This is a genomic window from Chloracidobacterium sp. (genome assembly GCA_025057975.1).
Classification (GTDB): Bacteria; Acidobacteriota; Blastocatellia; order Chloracidobacteriales; family Chloracidobacteriaceae; genus Chloracidobacterium.
The window spans coordinates 98626-122224 of record JANWUV010000009.1; the positions used below are offsets into that span (position 1 = coordinate 98626).

Sequence of the window (23599 nt, forward strand, 5' to 3'; positions counted from 1 at the left end):
TTACGTCCGAAACTGCCAGCGCGCCTGCAGCCACAACCGCGGTAGCGCCCATAACTTGCCGCTCAACGGCACATGCGCGCGCCGTGAAAACACGTCATAGCCATGACGCTCAATATCACGTAAAATGCCGCCGTACAACCGACTGCTCAAAAACACCGTAAACCGGCTGTCTGGCGACAGCAGCGGAATACCGCACTCCGCCTCACGGTAAAAATCTCGCGCCCGGCGGATCTGAAATTTCAGCAGCGCAATGACTTCCGGCGTCAGCCGCCCCTGCAAAATCATTGCTTCTGTACAGCCGAAGCGCCGAAGGTCTTCCAGCGGTAAATAAATCCGGTCCCGCCGGGCGTCTTCGCCGACATCACGCAGAATGTTCGTCAACTGAAACGCAATGCCGAGCGCCACGGCATACTGCAACGCACTCACGTCGCGGTAGCCAAAAACCTCGCTGGTCATCAGCCCAACTAGGGACGCCACCCGGTAGGCGTAGGTATAGAGTTCATCAAACGTTTCAAAGCGGACCGGGCCATCCAGCCGGGCGTCCATCAGGCAACCCTGCATCAACTCCAGTGGGTGCTCAAGCTTGACGGGAAAACGTGGCAGAAAGTCATACCAAGCCACCAATACCGGATGGGCCGGAAACGGTTCGCCGGCATAGACAGCGCGGAGCGCCTCCGACCAAGCATTCACGGCGCGCGCGATGTCCTCGGCCGCCGCCCGGCGGTTCGTGTCTACCAGATCGTCTATTCGCCGACAGAGAGCGTAGATGCCGTAAATTGCCGGGCGCTTCCAGGCCGGGAGCGTCTGCGTACAAAAGTAAAAGCTTTTGGCGTGCGTCCGGGTTACGTCGCGGCAGTAGGCATAGGCAGCGGCGACCTGCTCCGCCTGCGGTTGTTGAATCCGCGCGTAACCTGCAAAGGGGTCGCTGCCAGTGATGACGCCGACGTTGGCTGGCATGGCGGTCGTGCAACGGGCGGTTCTGGGGGGCTGCCTGTGCGTGAAAACACAGCGCACTATGGTATAGACTATGCCCTGGCGTCAACGGCGGCGGCTGAGCGCCCTCTGGGTCCGACGGCGACGCCGGGATGTTTTCATCGAGGTTTTCCAGAAAATCGCTCAATGCCGTCTTCGAATGCGATTGCCCGACCCACGTTTACGCGGGCGCTTCTCACCCACATCCAACTGCTTGATCCCGTGACTTGGCTTGGGCCATGGCAGTCTTTTTGCTGCGGCGTTCTGGCGACCGGGCTTCGGTGGTCGGAGGTAACGCCGACCGATGGGCTAAAGTTTTTCCTTGCCTGTGGACTGATTGGCCCGCTCCTGACCGGCTTCAGCCAATCCATCAACGATTATTTCGACCGCCACTTAGACGCCATTAACGACCCCGAACGCCCAATCCCGTCGGGGCGGATTTCGCTGGCGGCCGCCAGAGCCAACTTTACCCTAACGGGCTTGCTCGCGGTCGGCAACATGCTCGCGCTCTACCTTGTCACCGGCAGCGTGCTGATTTTGGTGTTGGGCGTCGCCGGCCTGCTTTTAGCGTACGCCTACAGCGCGCCTGGTTTTCGGCTGAAGGAAAACGGCTGGCTGGGCACAACCTCGGTTGGCATTGGCTACTGTTTTGTCCCGTGGCTTTTGGCGGCGCACCTCTTTTCACGCGAGCCGGGAGTGCCGACCTTTCATTTGACATTGGGCGTCGTCAACACGCTGGTCGCCATGGGCCTCATTACCATGAACGACTTCAAGTCAATTGAGGGCGACCGCCAGAACCGGCTACGGACGCTGCCGGTGCTCTATGGGGAGCGCGGCGCGATGCTCATTGCTTTCACCGAAATCAACCTTGCTCAACTGATCTTTGTCGCTGCCTGTTTTCACTTCGGCCACCCGACGATTGGTTGGGTGGGCGTGGCGTTCTTTGTTCCGCAAATTATTCAGCAAGTGCAGCTATATCGTGCGCCGAATGACGCCCGTCTCCTGACTAGTTTGGGGCGCAACGCCGCCGGACGGTCGCTCATTACTCAGCGTCAGACCGGCGCGCACCCCGGCTTCATTCGTTTTCTGTTCGGCAGTAATCTGTTTACCGTCACGGCGCTGACGGCGCTGGCCGTGGTTCATGGTTATGGACGATGAACGCTACGTGTCCCTTGCATTCATCTTTTGGAGGTTCTCGTCATGCAGGAAAAACCGACGGCGCCCATTGGAGAATCCCCCACTGTCAAAGCTTCTTTGGAAACATTTCGGATGCTTTCCCTGCCGGAGAAAGCGCTGGCCATCGCCCAGACGCAGGCGATGCTCTTTTCCAACACGGTAGTGCGAACGCTCGCCGCACTACTGCGAGGCGCAGCGCAAACGCCACCGAAAGCCAGCTCATGACTGGCCTCTAAACTCCCTGCACGGCGTTCAAGCGCGCGCCAGCGCGGCGTCGAGATCAAAGTTGGGCTGCCAACCAAGCTTTTGATGAATGCGTGTTAGGTCGCTGACGTAGCGCCGCTGTTCTCCCGGCGGCGGCGTCTCATCCGTTAGCGTTAGCAGCGGCGTCACGCCGTGGAGGCGACCCAGCCGCTGCGCCAGTTCCGCCAACGTCATGGCATAGGCAGGGCCGCCGCCGACGTTGAATGTTTCATTGGTCAATGACGACGCAACGCAGGCGCGGATCACGGCGACCAGCTCTGTTACCGGCAGCAGATCACGGACTTGCTGACCGCGCCAACGCAGCGTGAGCGGCTGTCCGGCGCGAATTGTCCGCGCCAATCCGCTGACTAACCCGCCCGGGTTACCTGGCGTCGGTGGGGCGAAGATGGTTGAAAGGCGTAGAATAAACAACCGGAACCCGCGCTGCGCAGCGTAGAAACGGGCGTATTCTTCGGCCAACCATTTTGACCAAGCGTAGGCGTTTTGTCCGTTGAGCGTCGTCTGGCACGTTTCGGGGACGGCGGCGTACGCTTCAGCGTGTGCGCCGTACACATCCTTGGTTGAGGCCACAATCAGCGTGTGGCGTTCGGTCAGTTGCGCGCACAACCAGCGGGTTCCGTCGCTGTTGACCTCGAAACATTGCAACACTGCGGCGGGCTGCTTGGCGACATGCGCGGCGAGGTGAACAACCAAGCGGTGCTCCGCCACCATTTCCGCCAGCGCCGGCTCGAACAAACCACACCCAACACGGCGTCCGACAGCCGTTGCACCAAGCGCTGCCGCCACATGAACGCCTAAGTACCCCGTACCACCTGTCACTAACCAGTCGGTCATGGCGTTGGTTGTGGCTGAGCGGGGGTTGCGGCAGCGACGTCCGGCGGCGCGTACTGCTGCGGCAAAACCACCGTGACGGTTGTTCCCTGCCCCGGTTGACTGACAATTCCGACACGCCCGCCATAGGCGGCGACAATGTCGCGGACGAGCGTCAGACCAATGCCCAGGCCGCCTCCTTTGAAGTTCGTCTGTGATGTGCTGTGGTACTGTGTCTTGGCGGCTTCGTAAAACGATTCAAAGGCGACGGCGACTTCCTGCGCATTCATGCCAATGCCGTTATCTTCCACCTCAAGGCGAAAGTTTGGGCCGTCGGTTGTCAGCGCCAGGCGGATGCGACCCTGATCGGGCGTGAACTTGACGGCGTTGAACAGCAGCTCACGGACAATCTGGGTAATCCGCAGTGGGTCGCCTAGAACCGGCAGCGTCTCCGGCCCGGTCAGCACATACTGGTGCGCCCGGTGGCGGGCCTGCACCTTGATTTCTGCCAGCGTGGTTCGTAAGACGCTCATTACGTCAAACGGCTGGCGGCTGATCGGCAGGGCATCGGTCGTGGCCGTCATCAACAGCGTTAGGTTCTGAACAATGGTTGTCAGGTTGGAAATGGCGACCTGCATTGCGGCGCGCGCCTCGCGCACATCGTCAGGCGACTCGGCCATGTCGTCCAGCAAATCACAGTAGCCCTGTAAGACAGTCAGCGGCCCACGCAGCTCATGGCTGGTCAGGCGCAGAAACTTCTCCTTGAGCTCCGTTATACGGCGCAGTTCCTCGTTAGCCTGACGCAGCACCGTGTTCTGCCGTCGGAGCGCGAGGCGCTCGAAGCACTTTTCAATGGCGGCGCGCATTTGCTCAATCTCAAATGGCTTGAGGATAAAGTCGCTCGCGCCGAGCTTCATTGCTTGGACAGCTTCTTCAATGCGTCCGTAGCCGGTGATGACCAACACTTCCGTAAACGGATCGTGGCCTTTGACGACCTCAAGCACAGCCAACCCACTCTGGCGCGCCATCCGCAGATCGGTGATGACTAGATGCGGGCGAAACGCCGGCAGGATCGGCGCTACTTCGCTGCCGTCGGCTGCTGTCCGCACGTCGCAATCCGAAAGAAAGTCGCGGAAAAACTCCCGGATTTCAGCCTCGTCATCCACCACGAGAACACGGCGGGACAGTCCAAGGAGTGGTTCAGAGACGGCAGCAGTGATCGGCGGCTCATCAGTCATGGGGTGTCGCAGGAGGTCGTGGCGGTTGCAGTCGATCCAAAACGGCGTCGAGAATTTTATGGGCCAGCGCCTCTTTCGTCATCAGCGGCAATGGCTCAATCGAACCGTCGGCGGCGATCAGCGTGGCGCGGTTGGTGTCGGTGTCAAACCCAGCGCCCGTTTCGGTGACGTTGTTGAATACCAGTAAGTCGGCTTGTTTGCGACGCAGCTTTTCAAGCGCCGCCGTCGGCGACCACGTGGTCTCGGCGGCGAAGCCGACAACGAAGCGCTTCCCTTTACGGGCACCGACCGCCGCCAAAATATCCTCCGTTGGCTCTAATTCGAGACACACAAGCGGCGTCTGGTTTTTCTTGAGCTTTTCTGCAGCGGTTCGCCGCGGGCGGTAGTCGCACACAGCCGCCGCCTTGACTACGATGGTCGCGGCGTCCAACCGCGCCATCACGGCGTCGTACATCTCGCGCGTCGAACAAACCGGAACAACTTCTACGCCGGCCGGTGGGTCAAGCCGTGTTGGTCCCGTCACCAATGTCACCGTCGCCCCCCGCGACTGGGCGGCGCGCGCCACGGCGTAGCCCATTTTGCCGGACGAGCGATTCGTCAAGTGGCGCACCGGATCAATCGCCTCGACCGTTGGGCCGGCCGTCACCAAAACGTGCTGCCCGGCTAGCGAACGCGCGGCGCGCCATGCCAGACGCTGTACCACCGTCTCGACAATGCGCTCCGGCGCCGCTAAGCGCCCTTCGCCCGTCATCCCGCAGGCAAGAAAGCCGGCTTCCGGCTCAATGATGTCAACACCCCGCGCACGAAGCCGAGCGAGGTTTTCTTGGGTCGCCGGATGCCGCCACATCTCAACGTTCATCGCCGGCGCGACAAACACTGGGCGTGTCGTCGCTAGGTACAGCGCTGAAAGAAAGTCGTCCGCTAAGCCGTGGGCGAACTTCGCCAAACAGTTGGCGGTCGCCGGCGCGACAATCAGCGCCTGCGTTCGCTGCGCCAGCGCGATGTGGGCGATGCTTGCGTTGGTGTTTGGCTCCCACAGCGATGTGTGGACGGGACGGCCGGAAATCGCCTCGAAGGTCAGCGGTTGGATGAACCGTTGCGCGCCCTCCGTCATCACGACTTCCACCGTTGCACCTGCCTGCTGCAAACCACGCAGCACAAGGACGGCCTTGTAGGCACCGATACAGCCCGTCACGCCAAGTGTCAGGTGGGCGGCGGGCAAGCTCGGCGCGGTCTCAGCGGTGGACTCAATCGGCGTCGTTTCAGCAGACACAGGAAACTTTCGTGCAGGCTTTTTTGTGGAAGTAGCCGTGTGAAATTTTGACTTGGTTTCTTGCCGGGAGAACGGTATCGTAGTCGGCGACAGGCACCAAGACTTTCCGTCGGTTTGACCTTCTTAGTTTCGCGCCGCACCTGCGCCGCCGGTCGGTGCGCCACCGTTCGGCGCTTGTCTCCCGCCGCTTAGGGTAACGCACTATGTCCGTCGAAACCAAGTTTTCCCATCTTTCAAAAGAGTTCCTACACGTTGTGGAAGTCGCCGCCATCGCTGCTGCGCGCACCATGGGCTTCGGGCAACGGAAACAGTCTGACCGCGCCGCCGTTGAGGCGATGCGCGAAGCCATGCGGACGGTGCGCATGAATGGTCGCATCGTCATCGGCGAGGGCGAGCGCGACAAAGCGCCGATGCTGTACATTGGCGAGCGCGTTGGCGCTGGCGCGGAGTTGCCCGATGACGATGAGACATTTCCGGCTGTGGACATCGCCGTTGACCCCCTGGAAGGGACGAACCTCTGTGCCACCGGCGCAGCCAATGCCATTTCGGTCCTAGCCGCCGCTGAGCGCGGTGGGCTCTTACACGCGCCGGATATCTACATGGACAAGCTTGTGGTTGGGCCGGCGGCGCGCGGGCGGCTCGATATTGACGCGCCGGTGGCGGAAAATCTCAAGATTTTGTCATCCTGTCTGCGGCGGGCAGTCAGCGATTTAGTGGTGTCCGTCCTCGACCGCCCACGCCACGCAAAGCTCATTGCTGACATTCGCGCCGCCGGCGCTCGCATCCAGCTGATTCCGGATGGCGATCTCTCAGCCGGCATCAGCGCCGCCGTTGGCGGTTCTGGCGTCCATGCCGTGATGGGCATCGGCGGCGCGCCCGAAGGCGTCCTGACGGCGGCGGCGATGAAATGCCTCAACGGTGAAATTCAGGCGCGCTTCGTTCTCAAGGACCAATTGCACGCTGAAGACTACGCCAAGGTCCCAGAGGACAGCGAAACCATTGCGCGCCTGCAGGCGATGGGCATCACCGATCCAACCCGTGTCTACCGGACAGATGACCTTGCGCCGGGACGAAATATCATCTTCGCCATGACCGGCGTCACCAACGGCACGGTGTTGCGCGGCGTGCGGTTTTTCGGGGATGGCAAGCGCACATCCTCGCTCCTCATGACCACGCAGCCGCATACGGTGCGCTTGGTCGAGACGGTACACGTGGATGGCGGTCCCGAAACGGTCATTCGGCTCTGACCGTTTTCCGCCTCTTCAGCTGGAACTGACCGCTTGACAAGGCGTAGCGGCGCGCCATTTGATTATATCGCCTTCCAGCGGCGGGCTTGCTTACGTCAAACCAACCCATGGGCAATCGCAAGCCGACGCCGCCAAACATCCTACCTGCCGGGACGCCGGCGCTTAGCGAGTGCATGCGATACCTCATTGGCGGTTTTCTCCTGAGCCTTGTGTTGTTGGCGGCCGGCCCAGCGACGGTTGCGGCAAGCAAGCGCTCTGAAGGCTGCCGTGTGACTGGCGTCATTATGGACTCCCACGGAACGCCCATCGCGCATGCTGTTGTTTCTCTGCTCCGCGATGGGAACGACCAGGAGGTGGTGGTGACGACGGCGAGCGACCGCAATGGACGGTTCACTCTGTCACGCCTGTCGCCTGGCCTCTATCGCCTGCTAGCGGCAGCGCGCGGCTTTCAAACGCTGATGACGGAGCGCTTGACGCTGACACCAGGCGACGCCACGCCGATGCGCCTGACGCTTCGCCCGGCGCCGGACGCGAAAACCTCTGGCGTTAACCCGGTCAAGTACCAGAACCGGCGTCACCGCAGTATTTTCAACGCCGCCCCGGCCGCCGCTGCCTCGGCGTCGCCTTCTCTTCAGACAACCTTCCTAGCGGGTTCTCCGGGATACAGCGCCCAAGCCGTGGCGGAAGTTCGTCCGGGACTCGAAGTCGGCGCGCTGTTGCGCCGCGACTGGGCCGGTAGGAACACCATGGTCGGCGGCGCGGTGCGGTACGTGACCGACCAGCACCAAGTCATTGTCCGAATGGCAACCGACCGCATCACGCTAGCCAACCTGTCCCCTGATGAAGCCCCGCCCGCTCCGCCTGTCTTTTTCCGCCGCACTACGACGCAAGCGGCGGACGCTTGGCAAGTCACCGAAGCGCTACAACTGGTGTATGGTTTTGACTACATCCAGATGGGGCGAGCGCAGGCGACCGCTTGGCAACCACGGGTGGCGGCGCACTGGCGGCCATGCCCCAGCCTGCATTTTCACACGGCGTTGACCGCCGACGGCCGAGCGACGCCGGACTGGGTTGGCGCAGAAGGGGTGTTGTTCGCCGAGGATTTCCCAACGCCGCCAACGCCGGCGGCGGGTGACGCGGACGGACTGGTTGCAACGCGCGCCCTGCGGGCGGAATTCGGCGTCGCCTGGCGGTTTTCCCCTAAGGTAACCGCCCAAACGTTTGCTTATCAAGATTGGCTTGATGGACGCGCTTGGCCGGCGGCGGCACAGATGGCCGCTCGCATGAACGGCCGGGCGCAGGGGGGCGGTGGCGTGGTCGCTTACCGTCCACACCATCGCCTGACCATCTCCACCGCCTACGCCGCCGGGCGAGCGCCGGCCGTCGCGCCGGACAGCGGTTCCCGCACGGCGACAACCTACCATGTGGTCGCCGTCGTGGCGGAGACCTTCCTGCCGGCTACAGGTACTCGTCTGAGCATTGGCTACCGGGGAGCCACTGGCGCGGCGGTTCATGCCATTGATCCCTTGACGGCGCGATTGCCGTGGACGGAATCAGGGTTAAGCTTTGCTTTTGTCCAGGCGCTTCCCGCGTGGCTGACGCCGCTTGGTCGCTGGGAAGCTGTCGTTGAGGGGCGAAACCTAGATGAACGCCGGGGCGAGATCACGGGACTGAGCGCGCAGTTCGGTTTGCCCTACCGCCGGTTGGTGCGGGGCGGGCTGCGGGTTCGTTTCTGACGGTGTATGCCCACCCGCTCTTCTGCAACGGCTCTGGTCATCACAGTCAGTCTAGCGATTGTTCTGCTCGGCGTCGGCAACTTGGTTGAGCGGGCCGTCCAACCGCCTCCGGCTGATGACGGCGTCCGCTGGCGGATGACGCGCTTGGGACTGACGGCCGAGTACGTCCGTCCCGGCAGCTCAGCGGAGCGGGCCGGCGTCATCCGAGGCGACGTTTTGCGAGCGATGGTGTTGCCGCCAGTCGCTGGCGGCGATCCAGAACCACTCGCCGTCTCTCAGGAATGGCATGTCCAGTATTACCTTGATGAGTACGTTCATGTCGGCGGCCATGTGACCTACCTTGTCGAACGTTACAACCCACTGGGCGTCAGCCTTGGGCTCTGGCAAGCCGAGCTGCGCGACTTGGACTCGCAACCCAGTCGGTTTTGGCTCGAACTGTACGCCGCTGTGGTCGGGGCCCTGTACCTGCTCATCGGGTTGGTTGTGTTCGTCAAGCACGAGCATCTGCGACAGTCGTTGCACTTTTTTGCCATTTGCGCGTTGTCGTTTGTGTACTTGGTCTGGAACACCAGCGGCACGCTGGGCACCTTCGACACGTTCATTCTCTGGGGCGACCGGGCCGCGCTGACGCTGTTGTGTCCGACCTTCCTGCACTTCTGCGCTGTTTTTCCGCTGCGGAGTGCTTGGCTGGAACGCCACCGGCGGCTGGCATGGCTGGTTTATGCGCCCGCCTTTTTGCTGGTCATTTTTGAAGCGCTGCATCTGTATGCCGGGCGCTACAGCGCCTGGCTGCTTAACCTGCGTTCGACGCTCGACCGACTCGCCCTACTCCACTTTGCCGCAGCATTTACCGCGGCCTTGGTTGTCGTCACCGTCACGTTCTTCCAAACCGAGACGGCGTTGCTCAAGCAGCAGCTGAAGTGGATGGTCGTTGGGTTAACGCTGGGGATTGTGCCCTGGCTGGCCTTCTATGGCGGGCCGGTGGTCGCCGGCGTCGAACCCACCCCGACTATGGAGGCGCTGGCGCTGGGACCAACGGTCTTTATCCCGCTGGCCTTCGGGTACGCGATTGTCCGCTACCGCCTCATGGACGTGGATGTCATCGTTCGTCGCAGCCTGACCTATGCGCTGGCGACCTTCAGCGTCGTCATGCTGTTTATGCTCGGCGTGGTCAAGGCCGCCGACTGGATGCGTGAAACGTATCCCACCATACCGGCGGGCACGACGACGTTCCTTCAAGTCATCATCCTGTCCTGTGGCGCCATCCTCTACGCGCCGTTCAAAAACTGGCTTCAGGAACGGATTGACCGGCTCTTCTACGGTGCGCGCTACGACACGCGGCTGGGCGTCGCCGACTTTGGCCGCGCCATGGCGACGACAACGGCGCTCCCAGAACTGCTTTCCGCCATCGCCGCCAAGCTCTCTGAAACAGTGTCCGTGACCGACTTGGCGATTTTTTTGCCGGACGCCCTACACACCGGCGACGCCGCCCTAATGCCTGTTCCGTTGCGCCCAGTTTTCGTCGGCGGACTCGATGCGCCGGAAGCCCCACCCCACATTCGGGAGCGCTTGCTTCAGGCGGGGCCGCGCGGGTATCTGGTAGATGAGGCTGGACTAGCGGCTGGCGGCTTAGCCTACTACTTCCCCTGCCTAGCACGGGGACGACTGGTTGCTGTCATTGCGCTAGGTAAAACCACCCAGCGCACGCTCCTAACCTCTGAAGACACCGAACTGCTGCGCAGCCTATCGCCGTACATCGCCGTGGCTATCGAGAACAGTTTGTTCTATGAGCGTGAGCGCGCGCGCGTCGCAGAACTGGCCCGGCTCAAGGAGTTTAACGAAAGCATTATTGAGTCGATCAATGTCGGCATCACCGTCATTGACCGGTGTGGCCGGCTGACAACCTGGAATCACGCCTTTGAAAAGCTGTTCGCCATCCCGGCGACCGCCGCTCCGACTGTCGAGGCGGTGTTTGATCCCGATTTGCTGCGTACCATGCGCGAGGTTGGCGGCGACGACTGGTCCATCCCTGACGCTCGCACCATCTACCGACGCCGTACGCAGGGGCGCGACGGCCAGGCGCTGGTTCTCAACATCACGCTGTTGCCGTTTCGGAGTCGAGCGGCGGAAGAGGGGGTCTTGATGTGCTTTGAAGACATGACCGCGCACGTTCGGCTGGAGGAGCAACTCCGTGAAGCCGACAAACTCTCCTCCATTGGCTTACTGGCCGCTGGTGTGGCGCATGAAGTCAATACGCCGCTGGCCGGCATCTCCAGCTATACGCAAATGTTGTTGGCGAGATGCGCCGCCGACGATCCGAACCGGGTGATTCTGGAGAAGATTCGTCGCCAGACACTCCGCGCTTCCAACATCGTCAACAACCTCTTGAACTTTTCCCGTACCGGCAACGCCACCTTTGCGCCGGTATCGCCGTCCAGCGTGTTGGACGACACACTCCAGCTTTTGGAAACACACTTGCGCGGGACGGCGATTGACATCCGACGCTGCTACAGCCGCGACCTTCCACCGGTTTGGGGCGACGCCGGCAAGCTGCAGCAGGTGTTTATGAACCTCATTCTCAACGCGCGGGACGCCATGCCGCACGGCGGTGTCCTGACAATTGCGGCGACTGGGCAGGGCAACGCCGTCGTTATCGAAGTCACAGATACTGGCGTTGGAATCCCGGCCGATGTCATCCACCGCATCTACGATCCCTTTTTCACGACCAAGGAAATCGGACGAGGAACGGGACTTGGTCTCGCCGTCAGCTACGGGATTGTGCAAGAACATGGCGGCCATATTGTTGTTGACAGCCGGCCTGGCCACGGTACGACGTTTCGTGTCAAGCTGCCGGCGGCACCGCACAGCACTAGCGCAACGCCAGCCGAGCCGGAACGTGCGCCGGCCGCTGCTGGCGCTTCCGCTCAAGCGCCAGCAGGCGGCTAGGCCGGGGACCAACCGCTGTATCAAAGTCTTGTGCAGCTTGTAACACCCCCAATGAGGTTTTGTGACGCCTTTCGCCCCATTGTTCGCCGCTACCGTGAGGCCCGGATGGTTGTCCGGGGCATCTTGGACCGTTGGCATCCGGTTTTGGTGCATCTTGTCCCGATTCGCCGATGTAACCTGGCCTGCGCCTACTGCAACGAATACGACGCCGTCTCTAACCCTATTCCACTCGACGAGATGCTGCGCCGGATCGATAAGCTCGCCGCACTCGGCAGCTCAATCGTTGCGTTTAGCGGTGGTGAGCCCATGCTGCATCCCGGCCTCTACGCCATGATTCGGCACATCCGCGCCCATGGGATGATGGCCGGCCTGATCAGCAACGGCTACTACCTCACCCGCGAGCGCATCGAGCAACTCAACGAAGCCGGGCTAGAATATTTGCAAATCAGCATTGACAATGTTCAGCCGGATGAAGTTTCCCAGAAAAGCCTCAAGGTGCTCGACCGCCGGCTGGTCGACTTGCATCACTATGCGCGTTTTGAGGTCAGCATTAACTCTGTCATCGGCGGCGGCATCCGCCGGCCCGAAGACGCTGTGACGGTCGCCAAACGCGCCGCCGAGCTCGGCTTTGCCGTCTCCTGCGGCATCATCCACGACCACCGAGGCGCACTCAAACCTCTCTCGCCTGCTGAATTGCGCGCTTACCAAGAAGTCAAACGCATTGGCAAGACAGGCTACTCAATGATTCACACGTTTCAGGATAACCTCGCCCACGGGCGGCCGAACACGTGGAAGTGCCGGGCCGGGGCGCGCTACCTGTACGTCTGTGAAGACGGCTTGGTGCACTACTGTTCGCAACAGCGCGGTTATCCGGGCATTCCACTCGCTAACTACACCAAGGACGATCTCCGCCGCGAGTACGCTGCGCCGAAACCCTGTGCGCCGTTTTGCACCATCGCCTGCGTCCATCGAACTTCAATGATGGATTTCTGGCGCGATCCCCAGAATCAGCAGGCGCCGGCTACCGTCCAAACCTGAGTTTATGGTAGGCTTGTATCCCGCTGGCTGGTGTCGGCCGGCGTGCTTCGGTGCGGAAGTGGCGAAATGGCAGACGCACCAGACTTAGGATCTGGCGCCGCAAGGCATGAGAGTTCGAGTCTCTCCTTCCGCACTTCCCCTCTTGCCGCTGCATTGGCCCGTAACTGGCGTGTTCCCGACGTTCTCTTCAACTGCCAGCCAGTGTCCACTGAGATCCATCAACCGGCACTCCGCCAACCCTCGTTGCGGCCAAGGCGGCCGCGCAAGTAAGGTTGCCCCGTCCGTTGCTCCGCACGGCGGGGCGGCGCATTGCTGTTTTCACCTTTTTCAGAACTGTTCCCATCAAGGAGTGTCCTATGCTGCAAGTTGGTCAACCGGCGCCGAGCTTTGATATGGCGTCTACGAAAGACCTGACCACGCTCCAAGAGCGGGTCAAGCTCGAAGATTACCGTGGCAAGTGGCTCGTGCTGTTTTTCTACCCACTTGACTTCACTTTCGTTTGCCCGACGGAAGTCACGGCGTTCAGCGACCGTTTGGAAGAGTTCCATGCGCTCAACGCCGAGGTGGTCGCCGTCAGCACCGACAGTGTGTACTCCCACAAGGCCTGGATCGAGACGCCACGCGAGAAAAACGGCGTCGCCGGTCTGAAGTACCCCCTCGCCAGCGACATCACTAAGGAGGTCAGCCGCAACTACGGCGTTCTGATAGAGAACGAAGGTGTCGCGCTGCGCGGCCTATTCATCATTGACCCGGAAGGCATCCTCCAATACCAAGTTGTACACTCGCTCAACATCGGCCGGAGCGTAGACGAGGTGCTGCGTGTCCTGCAGGCGCTGCAATCCGGCGGCCGTTGCCCTGCCAACTGGAAGCCGGGCCAGCCGAACATCTAACCCTTTCGCCAACCACCGGGAAACGACCCATGCCGATGCGGATTGGAACACCGCTGCCGTCGCTGGACGGTGCCACCGAATGGCGCAACGGGACCGTCACGGCCGATGATCTCCGCGGAGCGCCAGTGTTGATTCACTTCTGGGCCGTCAGCTGCGGCATTTGCTCCAAACAAATGCCCCAGATCAATGCTTGGCGTGAGATGCTCGCCGAGAAAGGGGTGCGGTTGGTGAGCGTTCACATGCCACGCTATGAAGCCGATACTGACACAGCCGCTGTGGACGCCGCTATCGCCAAGTACGGTCTCACTCAGCCTTGCGCCATTGACAATCTCCACCGCATCGCTGACGCCTTTGGCAACGAGTTTGTCCCGGCGTTTTACCTCTTTGACGCCGAGGGCAAACTCAGAAGCTTCTCCGCCGGTGAAAACGCCGCGCGGTTGGTACAGCCGGCGCTGGAGCGTTTGCTCAACCAGCCTGCTTCCAACGGCTGAGTTGTTCCACTGAGGCCGGGAGGAAGGCCGACCTGTCAGCTCACGGTCACCTTCCCCCCAGCCCAGGCGCCTTCGCGGCGGCGGCCAGCGCAGCGCCGGTCGCCGTCGCCAGCCGCGCGATGGTCTCCGGCGGTCCCTCGCCCACGAGCTGACCGCCTTCCGTCCCACCTTCTGGGCCAAGGTCAATAATCCAGTCCGCCGCCCACATCACATCGGTGTGGTGCTCAATGACAATCACTGTATTGCCTTGGTCAATCAGCGCGTGCAGCACCTCCAGCAGCCGCCGGACATCCTCAAAGTGCAGTCCTGTCGTCGGCTCATCTAGAATGTACAGTGTTCGGCCGGTGGCGCGCCGCGCCAGCTCGCAGGCTAACTTCAACCGCTGGGCTTCTCCGCCCGACAATGTGGTCGCCGCCTGGCCAAGCGTGACATACCCCAGACCGACCTCAACTAAGGTTTGCAGCTTCCTTGTGATCGCCGGCCACGCGGCAAACACCGTCAGCGCTTCCTCAATGGTCAAGTCAAGCGTTTCGGCAATGTTGCGGCCGTGGTACTTTACCTGCAGGGTTTCCCGATTGTACCTTCGCCCCCGACAAACCTCGCACGGCACATACACGTCAGGGAGAAAAGCCATTTCAATCCGCTTGAGACCATCCCCTTCGCACGCTTCGCACCGACCGCCCTTGACGTTGAATGAAAAGCGTCCCGCCCGGTAGCCGCGCGCTTTCGCTTCCGGCAAGCTGGCGTAAAGTTCCCGAATCGGTGTGAAAACTCCTGTGTAGGTCGCTGGGTTCGAGCGTGGGGTGCGACCAATGGGCGACTGGTCAATCTCGATGACCTTGTCAAATGCCTCTGCGCCCTCAATCCGGCGGTGTGCGCCCGGCGGCCCTTCACGTTGTCCCGTCCGACTCAGCGCACGGTAGAGCGTGTCAATCACCAACGACGACTTGCCGGCGCCGCTAACGCCGGTGACAACGGTCAGTAACCCAATCGGGAAGCGGACTGTGAGGTCACGGAGGTTGTTGTGGGAAGCGCCAATCACCGTCACATAACCCCGGCTGGGGGTGCGCCGCGTCCGATGCCGGGCAACCGTCGCAGCGCCAATCAGATAGCGCCCAGTGACGGATTCCGGCGCAGCCATGATAGCTTCCGGAGGACCGGCGGCAACCAGTCGCCCGCCATGTCGGCCTGCACCCGGGCCGAGGTCAACCACCCAGTCCGCCCGACGAATGGTGGCCTCATCATGCTCGACGACAATGACGGTGTTGCCGGCGTCGCGTAGGCGCTCCAGTGACGCCAGCAAGCGTTGGTTGTCGCGCGGGTGCAGACCGACGCTCGGCTCGTCCAAAACATACAGCACCCCTCGGAGCGGCGCGCCAAGCTGAGTCGCGAGCTGCACACGCTGGCTCTCGCCACCGGAAAGTGAGCTGGTTGGACGGTCGAGCGTCAGATAGCCAAGACCGATCTCAATCAGAAATCGCAGTCGCGTCTGGATTTCGTGGAGGACGCCAGCGGCAACTTGCGCTTCCCGTGCCGTCAAGCGCAGGCTGCGCACCCACGCTTCCAGTTCCGTCAGCGGCAGTTGGGTCAGTGCCGCAATCGGCCGCCCCTGCACCGTCACCGCCCGCGCCTCCGGCCGCAGCCGCGCTCCACCGCAGGCCGAACACACCGTCGTTTGTGTCAACTGCTCCACGTCCGCCCGTAAGCGTGCCGCGCGCCCTACCTCAAGCCGCCCCTTGAGGTAGTTAGCAACGCCAACCCACCGCGTACGGTAGGCGTTCTCGCCATGCTGAAAAACAAGTTTTTCCGTTGTGCCGTAGAGAAACGCCCGCCGCATCTCAGGCGGCGCGTCACGGAAAGCCGTCTCAAGCGAAACTTGATGGCGGCGCGCTACCGCCTGAAGCGCCGCCCGCAACACGCTGACCGCTTGGCGGTCGCTGACCCTAAACGCTAAGTCACCGAGTGGTTGGCCGGGATCGCTTACAATCGCCTCTGGAACAATCTCCGTCACGGCGCCCAGCCCATTGCACTGCTCACAGGCTCCGAAGCGGCTGTTGAAGGAAAATGAGCGTGGTTCGGGATCGGGGAGGCTCATCCCACAATCCGGGCAAGCCAGCCGGAGTGAAAACAACACCTCCTCGCCGTTGCTGAGGGAGAGCACAACCAAACCGTTGGCCAGTTCGGTCGCTGCCTGAACCGCCGCCCGTAATCGTTCCTCACTCCCCGGCTTGACCACCAGCCGGTCAACAATCACTTCAACATCGTGGGCTTTGCGCTTGTCGAGTTGAATCTCTCCTTCATCCAGTTCACAGATCACGCCGTCAATTCGCGCCCGCGGAAAACCCCGCTTGAGCGCCACCGCCAGTTCTCGTTTGAACGCACCCTTGCGCTGCCGGGCCAAAGGCGCAAGGACCATTAGCTTTGTCCCAATTGGTTGCCCCATCGCCCACGCGGCAATCGCTTCCGGCGCCTGCCGGCGAATCGGCGTCCCACAGGTTGGGCAGTGCGGTATCCCAATCGCCGCGTAGAGTAGCCGCAGGTAGTCGTAAATCTCTGTCGCCGTGCCAACCGTCGAGCGCGGGCTACGGCTGACGGTTTTTTGTTCAACGGCGATGGCAGGGCTGAGTCCGCGAATGGCGTCGACCGCCGGACGCTCCAGCTTGGCTAGGAACTGCCGTGCGTAGGCTGTGAACGATTCAATGTAGCGGCGCTGGCTTTCAGCATAAATCGTGTCGAAAGCTAGTGAGGATTTGCCTGATCCACTGACGCCGGTAAAAACCGTTAGGGAGCGTGGTGGGATGGTGAGCGTCAGGTTTTGTAGGTTGTGCTCGTGGGCGTTGACAATTTCCAGGGGTTGCATCACCGGTTTCAATGTGAGCAATCTAAGGAATGTTATCAGACGATTGTCTAGAAGCAGCCAAACACAGGTTGCAATTCCGGCGGCAATAGCAAAATATCGCCCCCACCACGGGTAGGAGCCGACACGGTGCCCACCATGGGCCATGCTTGCTATGAACGTTTACCCAAAAACACCCGTAGCTGCACGCCCCCACCCCCGCCCACCTCGCGCGACCCTTCCCAGCCGCCGCGCCGTCAAACAATGGCTCTATGGGCTGGGAATGCTTTTCGCTCTTATCCTCGGCGGCGCGTTGCTTCTGTTCTTCTCCAAACCAACTGTCATCGTCATCACCAACGTCAGCGGCGCCACCGTTTACCTCAACGGCGAACCGCGCGGCGCCACCAACCAGCTGAACCGCTTTTCCATTCCCAGCGTTCCCCCCGGCCGGCATGTCATCCGCCTTACGCACCCTGAGTACCTAGACGCCGAACAGGCCGTTACCGTTGAGTATGGCTTCCGCCCCACCAAAATCAACATCCCACTTCGCTCCGCCCTCTTTACACTCACTGTTCAGACGGAACCGATGACGACGGTGCGGCTGGACGGCGTGCAAGTCGGCGAAACCGACCTGCAAACTGGCGTTCTCGCTGTCCCCCGCGTGCGGGTGGGCGGCCACCAAATCTCGCTCCAACGCGCCGGCTACCTGCCCGTCGCCACCGCTTTCGACATGCCGGAAGGCGACTACCGCCTCACACTGCCGCTCTATCTTGACCTCAACGGCTACTGGAAAGGCGTCGTACAGGACCCCGCCGCCGGTAAGCCCACTGACTTCATCCTCAGCCTTGGCCAAACTGGCACTGCCCTCTCAGGGCTGTGGGAAGAACCGCCTACTACCTCGACCAAACCGCCCAGAGCCTTCCCTGTCACCGGACGGCTGCTCGACAATCAGCGCCTGACGCTCGAACGGAAAAACGAAGCCGGCCGAGTGTTGACCTTTGAAGCCCAGGTCTCTACCACCGGACGCGATTTAGTCGGCGTCTGGCGTGACGGTCAACGCACTGGCGCTTGGAGCGGCAGCCGGACGGAAACCAAGCCTTCCTTCACGCCGGTAACCGCCGCCCTCCCAGCGCCGCCAATCACGTTAGAGCCGGGGCCACGCCTGACTAACCCACCACCCCTGTCTTCTCCAGCCGGTGTTTCGCCGCCGGACATCCCACCGGCGGAAGCCAGCGTCGTTTCACCACTGGCGCGCGCCCAAGCGCTCTACGAACAACGCCGTTACGATGAAGCCTTGGCGCAATGCGACGCTATCCTCAAGCAGGACCCAAAAAACACTGCCGCCCGCCACCTCAAGCGGCGGATTCAAACATCGCTGGAAATTCTCAAGTCACCGCCGGACGCCGCCAAACCGGCGACGCCGTGACAGCATCAACGCCGTGATAGTTCTGAACCATACAATCATCAATCCAACTCCGCCTTCTGCCATGCGTTTATTACTGCGTTTGTCACTATTGTCACTTGTTTGCTTCACACCGCTGCTTTGGACCATCCCAACCGCCGCCCAGAACAGCAGTGGGAAACCACTTTCACTTGAACAAATCAAACGTCTTATCCAAAACGATTTCCCTGATACGGCATTGGCTGGCGAAATCCGCGATCGGGGCATTGATTTTTCCGACACCTTTGATCGCCAAACCTTGGAGTCGCTTCGCCTGCTGGGGGCCCAGGAAAAAACGCTTCGCGCCCTTGAACCTTACCTCCCTAAAGCAGCCGTGCGCATCGTGACCAAACTTGACCGCACCACCGTCTTTATTGACGGCAAACAGTACGGCGTGACCGACTCCACGGGCATCCTGCAAATCAACGACCTCGAACCCGGTGAACATCTCATCGAAACCCGCAACCGCCCTAAGTACAAAGACGGGCAACGGCGTGTCGTCTTACGCCCGCGCGACAACCAAGAAGTCGTCTTTGAGCCGGAGCTCAACGTCGGCAGCCTGACGATTACCCCGTTGACGCCAAACATGGACATCCGCGTGTACAATGAACTGACTTCGTTGACCGGTGTCTTTGCCAAACGCGAACTGGCGCCCGGCGTCTATACGCTTCAGGCGCGCAGCCGCTGGTACCGGCCCATCACACAAATCATTCAAATCCAGTCAGGACAACACTTGACCCTGCCGATTGAACTCGAACTAGACGAAACGCTGATTGAAGACGCCATCAACGAAGCCAGAAAATCTTTCTCAAGTAGGGATTACAGTAAAGCGGTCAATACGCTGCTTGAAGTTCTGACCGTCGCCCCGCGCCACCTCGCTGCGCTCAATGTACTCGCGCACAGCTACCTCCGCCTCAACGACACCCCCAACTTCATCGCCACCGCTAAGCGCATCCTTGACGCCGACGGTACGCTAGACTTCACCCTGCTCCTCCACAACGAGAAAAAAGCGCCTCAACCCGTCCGCCTCCAACTGTCGCGCTCCAGTCTGATGCTTGAGCACCTTGACACGGGCGAAACCCAGACCTTTCCGCTGGAGGCTTTCTCCCGCGCCTTCATCCGAGGCGATGTCCAAAGTGAAGTGTTTTTGGTGCTCGCCGGCGCGCGCAGCCCAAAACGGCTTCCCGACCTCCAGTTTGCAATGGGCAACAGCTATGACCCGCGCAATGACAGCGGCGAAGTGCAACTTTCCCAGCGCGACAAAATCAACATTCTGTGGAACATCGAGGAAATCCTTCGCTTCTCACTTGAGGTTCACCGCGAATTTCTGGCTGTGAACCCAAGCCGAGCGACCACCCTCCGTCCCGCCTCCGGAGCATCCAAACCGACGTCCGCCAGTCCGCCAACTACTTCCCTACCGGACACAGGTGCAACAACTGTGGAACGTCCCACCCCGGCGCTCGACAACACCCCATCGGAAAGCGCCAAGACCGTCTCGAAGGACGCTAAGCAACCCAGCAAGGGCAAGCAGCCAAAACCGAAAGCCGCTCAAGGCGACGCCGCCGTCGCTTCCCAGCCGGCTCCCCAACCCACTTCGGATGCTCCTGCGTCGGACGAAGGTGAAACCGCTGCAAACAAGGCCAAAGAAACCAGTCAGAGCAAGGGCAAACAGCCAAAACCGAAAGCCACCCAAGAGAAAGTTGCCGCTGCTTCCCAACCAACGCCAGTCGCCGCTGATGATGTCTCCAAAAGCGCCTCCGCCCCGGTGCGCGCCCGTGCGCTGATTGGGACCATGCTCGGTGCGGTCGGCGGCCGCGCCAACATCGAACGCATTGCCGCTGCGCAATTCTCTGGGACGCAAATCATCGTCGAGCCGGCACTAGCCGCTCCGGAAGTCGCGCCCGACCCCAAACCCATCCGTCAGTTCTGGACACGTAACAAACGTCTACGCTTTGAGGTGGCTCCCGGCAGCCCGACTGGACTGGTCTTCCTGCGCATGGAAAGAACCTTCCAGCAGCGCGTCAACGGCCGCGTTGAACGCATCTCCCAGCCGGAAACGCTCAAGCAAATTCGCATGCAGTCCAAACTGGCTGGCGTCGGCCTTTACCAGCAACTGCTAGCGCCCGGCAACGCGGTTGTGCGCTTTTCACGTCACCTAGCCGACGGCCGGGTTGAGGAAACCATCCGCGTCACCGACGGCGACGGCGACACCTACGACGTAGTGATTGACCTTGAAACTTACCGTCCAGTCAAATGCGCCTATGAACTCCCAACCGCCCTTGGCCGCCCACTCCAAATTGAAGAACGCTATGAAGACTTTAAACCCGTCAACGACATCTGGCTGCCCCACCGCATCGTCCGCAGCGTTCAGGGCGGGCGCACCGTGACGTTGACGTTCACCGACATTCAACTCCCGCCCGGCCTAAGTGAGGACCTCTTCCGGCGGCCCTGACGACGGCCGCGCCGGTGACGCCTCATGTCCGACTTGGTTTCTCTCCCGGCCGATTTCAATCCCGATCTCACCCTCTGCGGCGGTCAAGCCTTTCGGTGGACGCCCATCGCCGCCGCCCCGTCAGCGGCGGCGTACCAAGGCGTCGTTGGCGACGCGGTTCTGACTGTTGTCCGCGCCGACCATGGCAACTGGCAGGTGCGGCTTCTCAATCACCCGCCGACTCCAACGTGGCGGCGGCGGATCTGCGCGTACTTTGATCTCGACCGCGACTACCGCGCCGCGCACCACCTAGTCGTCGAGCGCCTGCGACGACTGTCCGGCACAGCGGCGTGGACGCCAACCACCGACCCACTCGGCGCTTTCTTCAACCAACTGGCCGGTTTACGCCTGCTGCGACAGCCGTGGTTTGAAACGTTGGTTTCTTTTGTCGTCTCAGCCAACAACCACTTACCCCGTATCCGCCAGATTATTGACATTATCAGTCGCACGTTCGGCCAGCCCCTTGGCGACGACCACTATGCCTTCCCCACCCCCGAAGCGCTTGCCGCCGCTGATCCTGCCACCCTCCGCACCGTCTGCCGCGTCGGCTACCGTGACCGCTACCTCAGCCGTCTCGCCCAGCAAATTAGCCGTGACCGCCGCTTCTGGGAACATGCCGCCACTCTCCCCACCGCCGCCCTGCGGCAAGCCCTTCGCACTCTGCCAGGCGTCGGCCCTAAAGTCGCCGAATGCGTCCTTCTGTTCGGTTTCCACCGCTGGGAAGCCTTCCCAGTGGATGTTTGGGTACGCCGCGCCCTCGCTATCCTGCTAGGTGACCCGTCGCCGCCGTCACCGGCCGCCGACCGCCGCCGCATCGCTGCCGTCGCCGCAACCCTCGGTTCCGTTGCTGGTCTCGCCCAGCAATACCTCTTCGAGCTGATGCGCCGCCGCCTCATCACAGGTAGCCTATCGGGGAATCACCGAGTATGATGAGCTGACACCATCCCCGTCCGCACCAAGCAAACGCGCGAAGGAACACATCACAATGTCTGAAACCATACCGACTCAGCCGCCAGCCGCCGACGCTGCACCGTCCTCTCCACCGCCAAGCCCCCTCTCCGGCCATCTTACCGCCGTCGGCGTCCCCGATCTGATCCGCCGCGCCTACAGTGAACGCTTCACCGGCGAACTGCTTCTCAAACGCGGCGAGGAACAAAAGCAAATTTACTTTGAGACCGGCAACATCGTTTTTGCCTCGAGTAATCAACCTGAAGACCGCATCGGCGCGGCCCTCCTGCGGCAGGGACTGATCACGCAAGCCGACTTTGACCGCGTACTAGCGCAGGCCGCCGAAGGCAAACGTTTCGGTCAGGCGCTTGTCGAAGCCGGACTGATGTCCCAACGCGACCTCATCACGAACATCACCTTTCAAATCCTTGACATTATTTACTCGGTCTTCAACTGGACGACCGGCGCGTTTGAATTCATCGCCGGCGAACAGCGCGTCGCGGACGAACTCAAGCTTAACCTCACCACCGCCAGCATCATCCTAGAAGGCGTCCGTCGGATTGAGGACTTCGGTATTATCCGGCGCGGCCTCGGCGACCTCAACCGCTTTATCGCGCCCTCGTCGTCGCCGCTGCTGCGCCTGCAAACCATGACGCTTAAGCCGTTTGAGCGCCAACTGCTAGAACTCATCACCCAGCCGCTTGACCTGCTGCACATTCTGGTAGCGGTCAGCGCGCCGCCAGCCGCCACCCTCAAGGCGTTGTTCGGCCTCATCGCCGCCGGTGTTCTCGAACAAACCGAGCCACCGACTGTCTCCCGTGATACGGGCAAGCTCGAAATCCCGGCGGCGTTGCGCCCGGTCATTCCCCTTGCATCAACGGCCGCCGTCTCGCAAGCGACCCCGGCCTACAGCCCAGACTACACCACTCTGCGCGTCCAACTGGATGATCTCTGGGCGCGCATCCGCCTCAACAACCCTTACGCCATTCTTAATGTCCCCGCCGGCGCACCCCTTGAGGACCTGACGGCGGCCTATCTCCGCCTAGCCGACCGCTTTCACCCGGACCGTTTTCTGACAGCGCCGACGCCGCTCCGCCGCGAAATTGATGAAGTCTTCCGGCGCATTGCGCAAAGCTACGAATACCTGCGTCAGCAGTCGCTTCAGACGCGACCGCCGCGCCCAACAGTCCGCTTCGCCGCCACGCCAAGCTTCGCCCGTGTCACCGGCGCATACCCGGCGGCAACGACCGGCCCGCTGCCCCCACCGCCGACCCCCGGCGACGCTAACTCGCCGCCGCCAGCGCGTCCGGCCGCCCAACGGCGTCCCAATCCAGTCAAACCCACCGGCGACCCTGACGTGGACGCTGCCATTGACGATCTTTTGGCGTACCTTGATGACCAAAAAGCGCCGCTCGTCGTCGGTGATTCGCTGTCGCGCCTGCTGCGCACCGAACCACCCTTTGTGCTGCCTCGTGAGCGCGTGGCGGAAATCGTCGCCGGCTGGGCCTACAACGAAGCCAGCCGGCGCAACCGTCCCCTGAACGAAATGCTTCTGACCGCTCTGGAGGATATTCGCCACGCCGAACAAGCGCGCGTTCTGACGGCCTTCAACCCGGAGGTCTTCTACGAAGCGTTTGTCGCCGACCTGCTGCCGTTCTGCCCGCCTGACGAACAGGAATTGCTCCAACTCAAGCTCGGCAGTTTGCGGGAGTTTTTACGTCATTCGTGACCCTGTTTCGCTATACTTGCCCAAGCCCCGCTGGGTTGGGCGCGGAGGCATCGCGTATGTTGCATCGCACTGA

At 61.5% G+C, this 23599-nt stretch carries 17 protein-coding genes and 1 tRNA gene; 13 read left to right on the forward strand and 5 right to left on the reverse strand.

Features of this window, described 5'->3' with window-relative positions; genetic code table 11:
* The gene (locus tag NZ585_09550) at positions 1 to 957 is read right to left on the reverse strand and encodes a squalene/phytoene synthase family protein (GenBank protein ID MCS7080280.1); all 957 of its coding nucleotides are present in this window, start codon (positions 955 to 957) and stop codon (positions 1 to 3) included.
* A gap of 36 nt (positions 958 to 993) precedes the next feature.
* Between NZ585_09550 and NZ585_09555 the strand changes: the two genes are divergently transcribed.
* Positions 994 to 2130, forward strand: coding sequence for a UbiA family prenyltransferase (locus tag NZ585_09555; protein MCS7080281.1), 1137 nt, complete (start codon positions 994 to 996; stop codon positions 2128 to 2130).
* A gap of 42 nt (positions 2131 to 2172) precedes the next feature.
* Positions 2173 to 2373: a hypothetical protein gene (locus NZ585_09560; GenBank protein MCS7080282.1), complete on the forward strand. Its 201-nt coding sequence runs from the start codon at positions 2173 to 2175 to the stop codon at positions 2371 to 2373.
* A gap of 27 nt (positions 2374 to 2400) precedes the next feature.
* Here the strand turns inward: NZ585_09560 and NZ585_09565 are convergent, their stop codons facing one another.
* The 3 genes from NZ585_09565 to coaBC are packed head-to-tail and all read right to left on the reverse strand — an operon-like array spanning position 2401 to position 5733.
* The gene (locus NZ585_09565) at positions 2401 to 3246 is read right to left on the reverse strand and encodes an NAD(P)-dependent oxidoreductase (protein ID MCS7080283.1); all 846 of its coding nucleotides are present in this window, start codon (positions 3244 to 3246) and stop codon (positions 2401 to 2403) included.
* A complete protein-coding gene (locus tag NZ585_09570) occupies positions 3243 to 4460 on the reverse strand; it encodes a hybrid sensor histidine kinase/response regulator (protein ID MCS7080284.1) in 1218 nt (405 codons plus the stop codon). The genes NZ585_09565 and NZ585_09570 overlap by 4 nt, the downstream gene beginning before the upstream one ends.
* A complete protein-coding gene (gene coaBC / locus NZ585_09575; protein MCS7080285.1) occupies positions 4453 to 5733 on the reverse strand; it encodes a bifunctional phosphopantothenoylcysteine decarboxylase/phosphopantothenate--cysteine ligase CoaBC in 1281 nt (426 codons plus the stop codon). The genes NZ585_09570 and coaBC overlap by 8 nt, the downstream gene beginning before the upstream one ends.
* A 203-nt stretch (positions 5734 to 5936) precedes the next feature.
* On the opposite strand from coaBC, the gene glpX reads away from it, so the two are divergent.
* From glpX to NZ585_09610, 7 genes are all read left to right on the forward strand, one after another.
* Complete coding sequence (gene glpX / locus NZ585_09580; protein MCS7080286.1) at positions 5937 to 6980, forward strand: class II fructose-bisphosphatase; 1044 nt, start codon at positions 5937 to 5939, stop codon at positions 6978 to 6980.
* Positions 6981 to 7087: 107 nt separating this feature from the next.
* Positions 7088 to 8716, forward strand: a complete 1629-nt coding sequence (locus NZ585_09585; protein MCS7080287.1) for a carboxypeptidase-like regulatory domain-containing protein — start codon at positions 7088 to 7090, stop codon at positions 8714 to 8716.
* Positions 8717 to 8722: 6 nt separating this feature from the next.
* On the forward strand, positions 8723 to 11662 hold the full coding sequence (locus tag NZ585_09590) for an ATP-binding protein (protein ID MCS7080288.1): 2940 nt from the start codon (positions 8723 to 8725) through the stop codon (positions 11660 to 11662).
* 51 nt (positions 11663 to 11713) lie between these two features.
* A complete protein-coding gene (locus tag NZ585_09595; protein MCS7080289.1) occupies positions 11714 to 12700 on the forward strand; it encodes a radical SAM protein in 987 nt (328 codons plus the stop codon).
* A gap of 52 nt (positions 12701 to 12752) precedes the next feature.
* A tRNA-Leu gene (locus tag NZ585_09600) sits at positions 12753 to 12833 on the forward strand.
* A 223-nt stretch (positions 12834 to 13056) separates the two neighbouring features.
* Complete coding sequence (locus NZ585_09605; GenBank protein ID MCS7080290.1) at positions 13057 to 13590, forward strand: peroxiredoxin; 534 nt, start codon at positions 13057 to 13059, stop codon at positions 13588 to 13590.
* A gap of 35 nt (positions 13591 to 13625) precedes the next feature.
* Positions 13626 to 14081 carry a TlpA family protein disulfide reductase gene (locus tag NZ585_09610; protein MCS7080291.1) on the forward strand — a complete coding sequence of 152 codons (456 nt, stop codon included), beginning with the start codon at positions 13626 to 13628 and terminating at the stop codon, positions 14079 to 14081.
* A gap of 46 nt (positions 14082 to 14127) precedes the next feature.
* Here NZ585_09610 and uvrA read toward each other — a convergent pair whose 3' ends face one another.
* Entirely contained in the window at positions 14128 to 16941 is a 2814-nt protein-coding gene (gene uvrA / locus NZ585_09615) for an excinuclease ABC subunit UvrA (GenBank protein ID MCS7080292.1), read from the reverse strand.
* A 151-nt stretch (positions 16942 to 17092) separates the two neighbouring features.
* On the opposite strand from uvrA, the gene NZ585_09620 reads away from it, so the two are divergent.
* The 4 genes from NZ585_09620 to NZ585_09635 all read left to right on the forward strand — a co-directional run bounded on the left by NZ585_09620 (position 17093) and on the right by NZ585_09635 (position 23526).
* Positions 17093 to 18343 carry a PEGA domain-containing protein gene (locus NZ585_09620; protein MCS7080293.1) on the forward strand — a complete coding sequence of 417 codons (1251 nt, stop codon included), beginning with the start codon at positions 17093 to 17095 and terminating at the stop codon, positions 18341 to 18343.
* A 61-nt stretch (positions 18344 to 18404) separates the two neighbouring features.
* Positions 18405 to 20810, forward strand: coding sequence for a hypothetical protein (locus NZ585_09625; GenBank protein MCS7080294.1), 2406 nt, complete (start codon positions 18405 to 18407; stop codon positions 20808 to 20810).
* 24 nt (positions 20811 to 20834) lie between these two features.
* Positions 20835 to 21779, forward strand: coding sequence for a hypothetical protein (locus NZ585_09630; protein MCS7080295.1), 945 nt, complete (start codon positions 20835 to 20837; stop codon positions 21777 to 21779).
* Positions 21780 to 21834: 55 nt separating this feature from the next.
* Entirely contained in the window at positions 21835 to 23526 is a 1692-nt protein-coding gene (locus NZ585_09635) for a DUF4388 domain-containing protein (GenBank protein ID MCS7080296.1), read from the forward strand.
* The last annotated feature ends 73 nt before the right edge of the window (positions 23527 to 23599 follow it).

Coding starts and splice junctions, on each gene's coding strand:
- NZ585_09610 (MCS7080291.1), top strand. CDS start 13,626: ATGCGGATTGGAACACCGCTGCCGTCGCTGGACGGTGCCACCGAATGG.
- NZ585_09570 (MCS7080284.1), bottom strand. CDS start 4,460: ATGACTGATGAGCCGCCGATCACTGCTGCCGTCTCTGAACCACTCCTT.
- NZ585_09565 (MCS7080283.1), bottom strand. CDS start 3,246: ATGACCGACTGGTTAGTGACAGGTGGTACGGGGTACTTAGGCGTTCAT.
- NZ585_09595 (MCS7080289.1), top strand. CDS start 11,714: ATGAGGTTTTGTGACGCCTTTCGCCCCATTGTTCGCCGCTACCGTGAG.
- NZ585_09630 (MCS7080295.1), top strand. CDS start 20,835: ATGTCCGACTTGGTTTCTCTCCCGGCCGATTTCAATCCCGATCTCACC.
- uvrA (MCS7080292.1), bottom strand. CDS start 16,941: ATGCAACCCCTGGAAATTGTCAACGCCCACGAGCACAACCTACAAAAC.
- NZ585_09550 (MCS7080280.1), bottom strand. CDS start 957: ATGCCAGCCAACGTCGGCGTCATCACTGGCAGCGACCCCTTTGCAGGT.
- NZ585_09620 (MCS7080293.1), top strand. CDS start 17,093: ATGAACGTTTACCCAAAAACACCCGTAGCTGCACGCCCCCACCCCCGC.
- NZ585_09560 (MCS7080282.1), top strand. CDS start 2,173: ATGCAGGAAAAACCGACGGCGCCCATTGGAGAATCCCCCACTGTCAAA.
- NZ585_09635 (MCS7080296.1), top strand. CDS start 21,835: ATGTCTGAAACCATACCGACTCAGCCGCCAGCCGCCGACGCTGCACCG.
- NZ585_09605 (MCS7080290.1), top strand. CDS start 13,057: ATGCTGCAAGTTGGTCAACCGGCGCCGAGCTTTGATATGGCGTCTACG.
- NZ585_09585 (MCS7080287.1), top strand. CDS start 7,088: ATGGGCAATCGCAAGCCGACGCCGCCAAACATCCTACCTGCCGGGACG.
- glpX (MCS7080286.1), top strand. CDS start 5,937: ATGTCCGTCGAAACCAAGTTTTCCCATCTTTCAAAAGAGTTCCTACAC.
- NZ585_09590 (MCS7080288.1), top strand. CDS start 8,723: ATGCCCACCCGCTCTTCTGCAACGGCTCTGGTCATCACAGTCAGTCTA.
- NZ585_09625 (MCS7080294.1), top strand. CDS start 18,405: ATGCGTTTATTACTGCGTTTGTCACTATTGTCACTTGTTTGCTTCACA.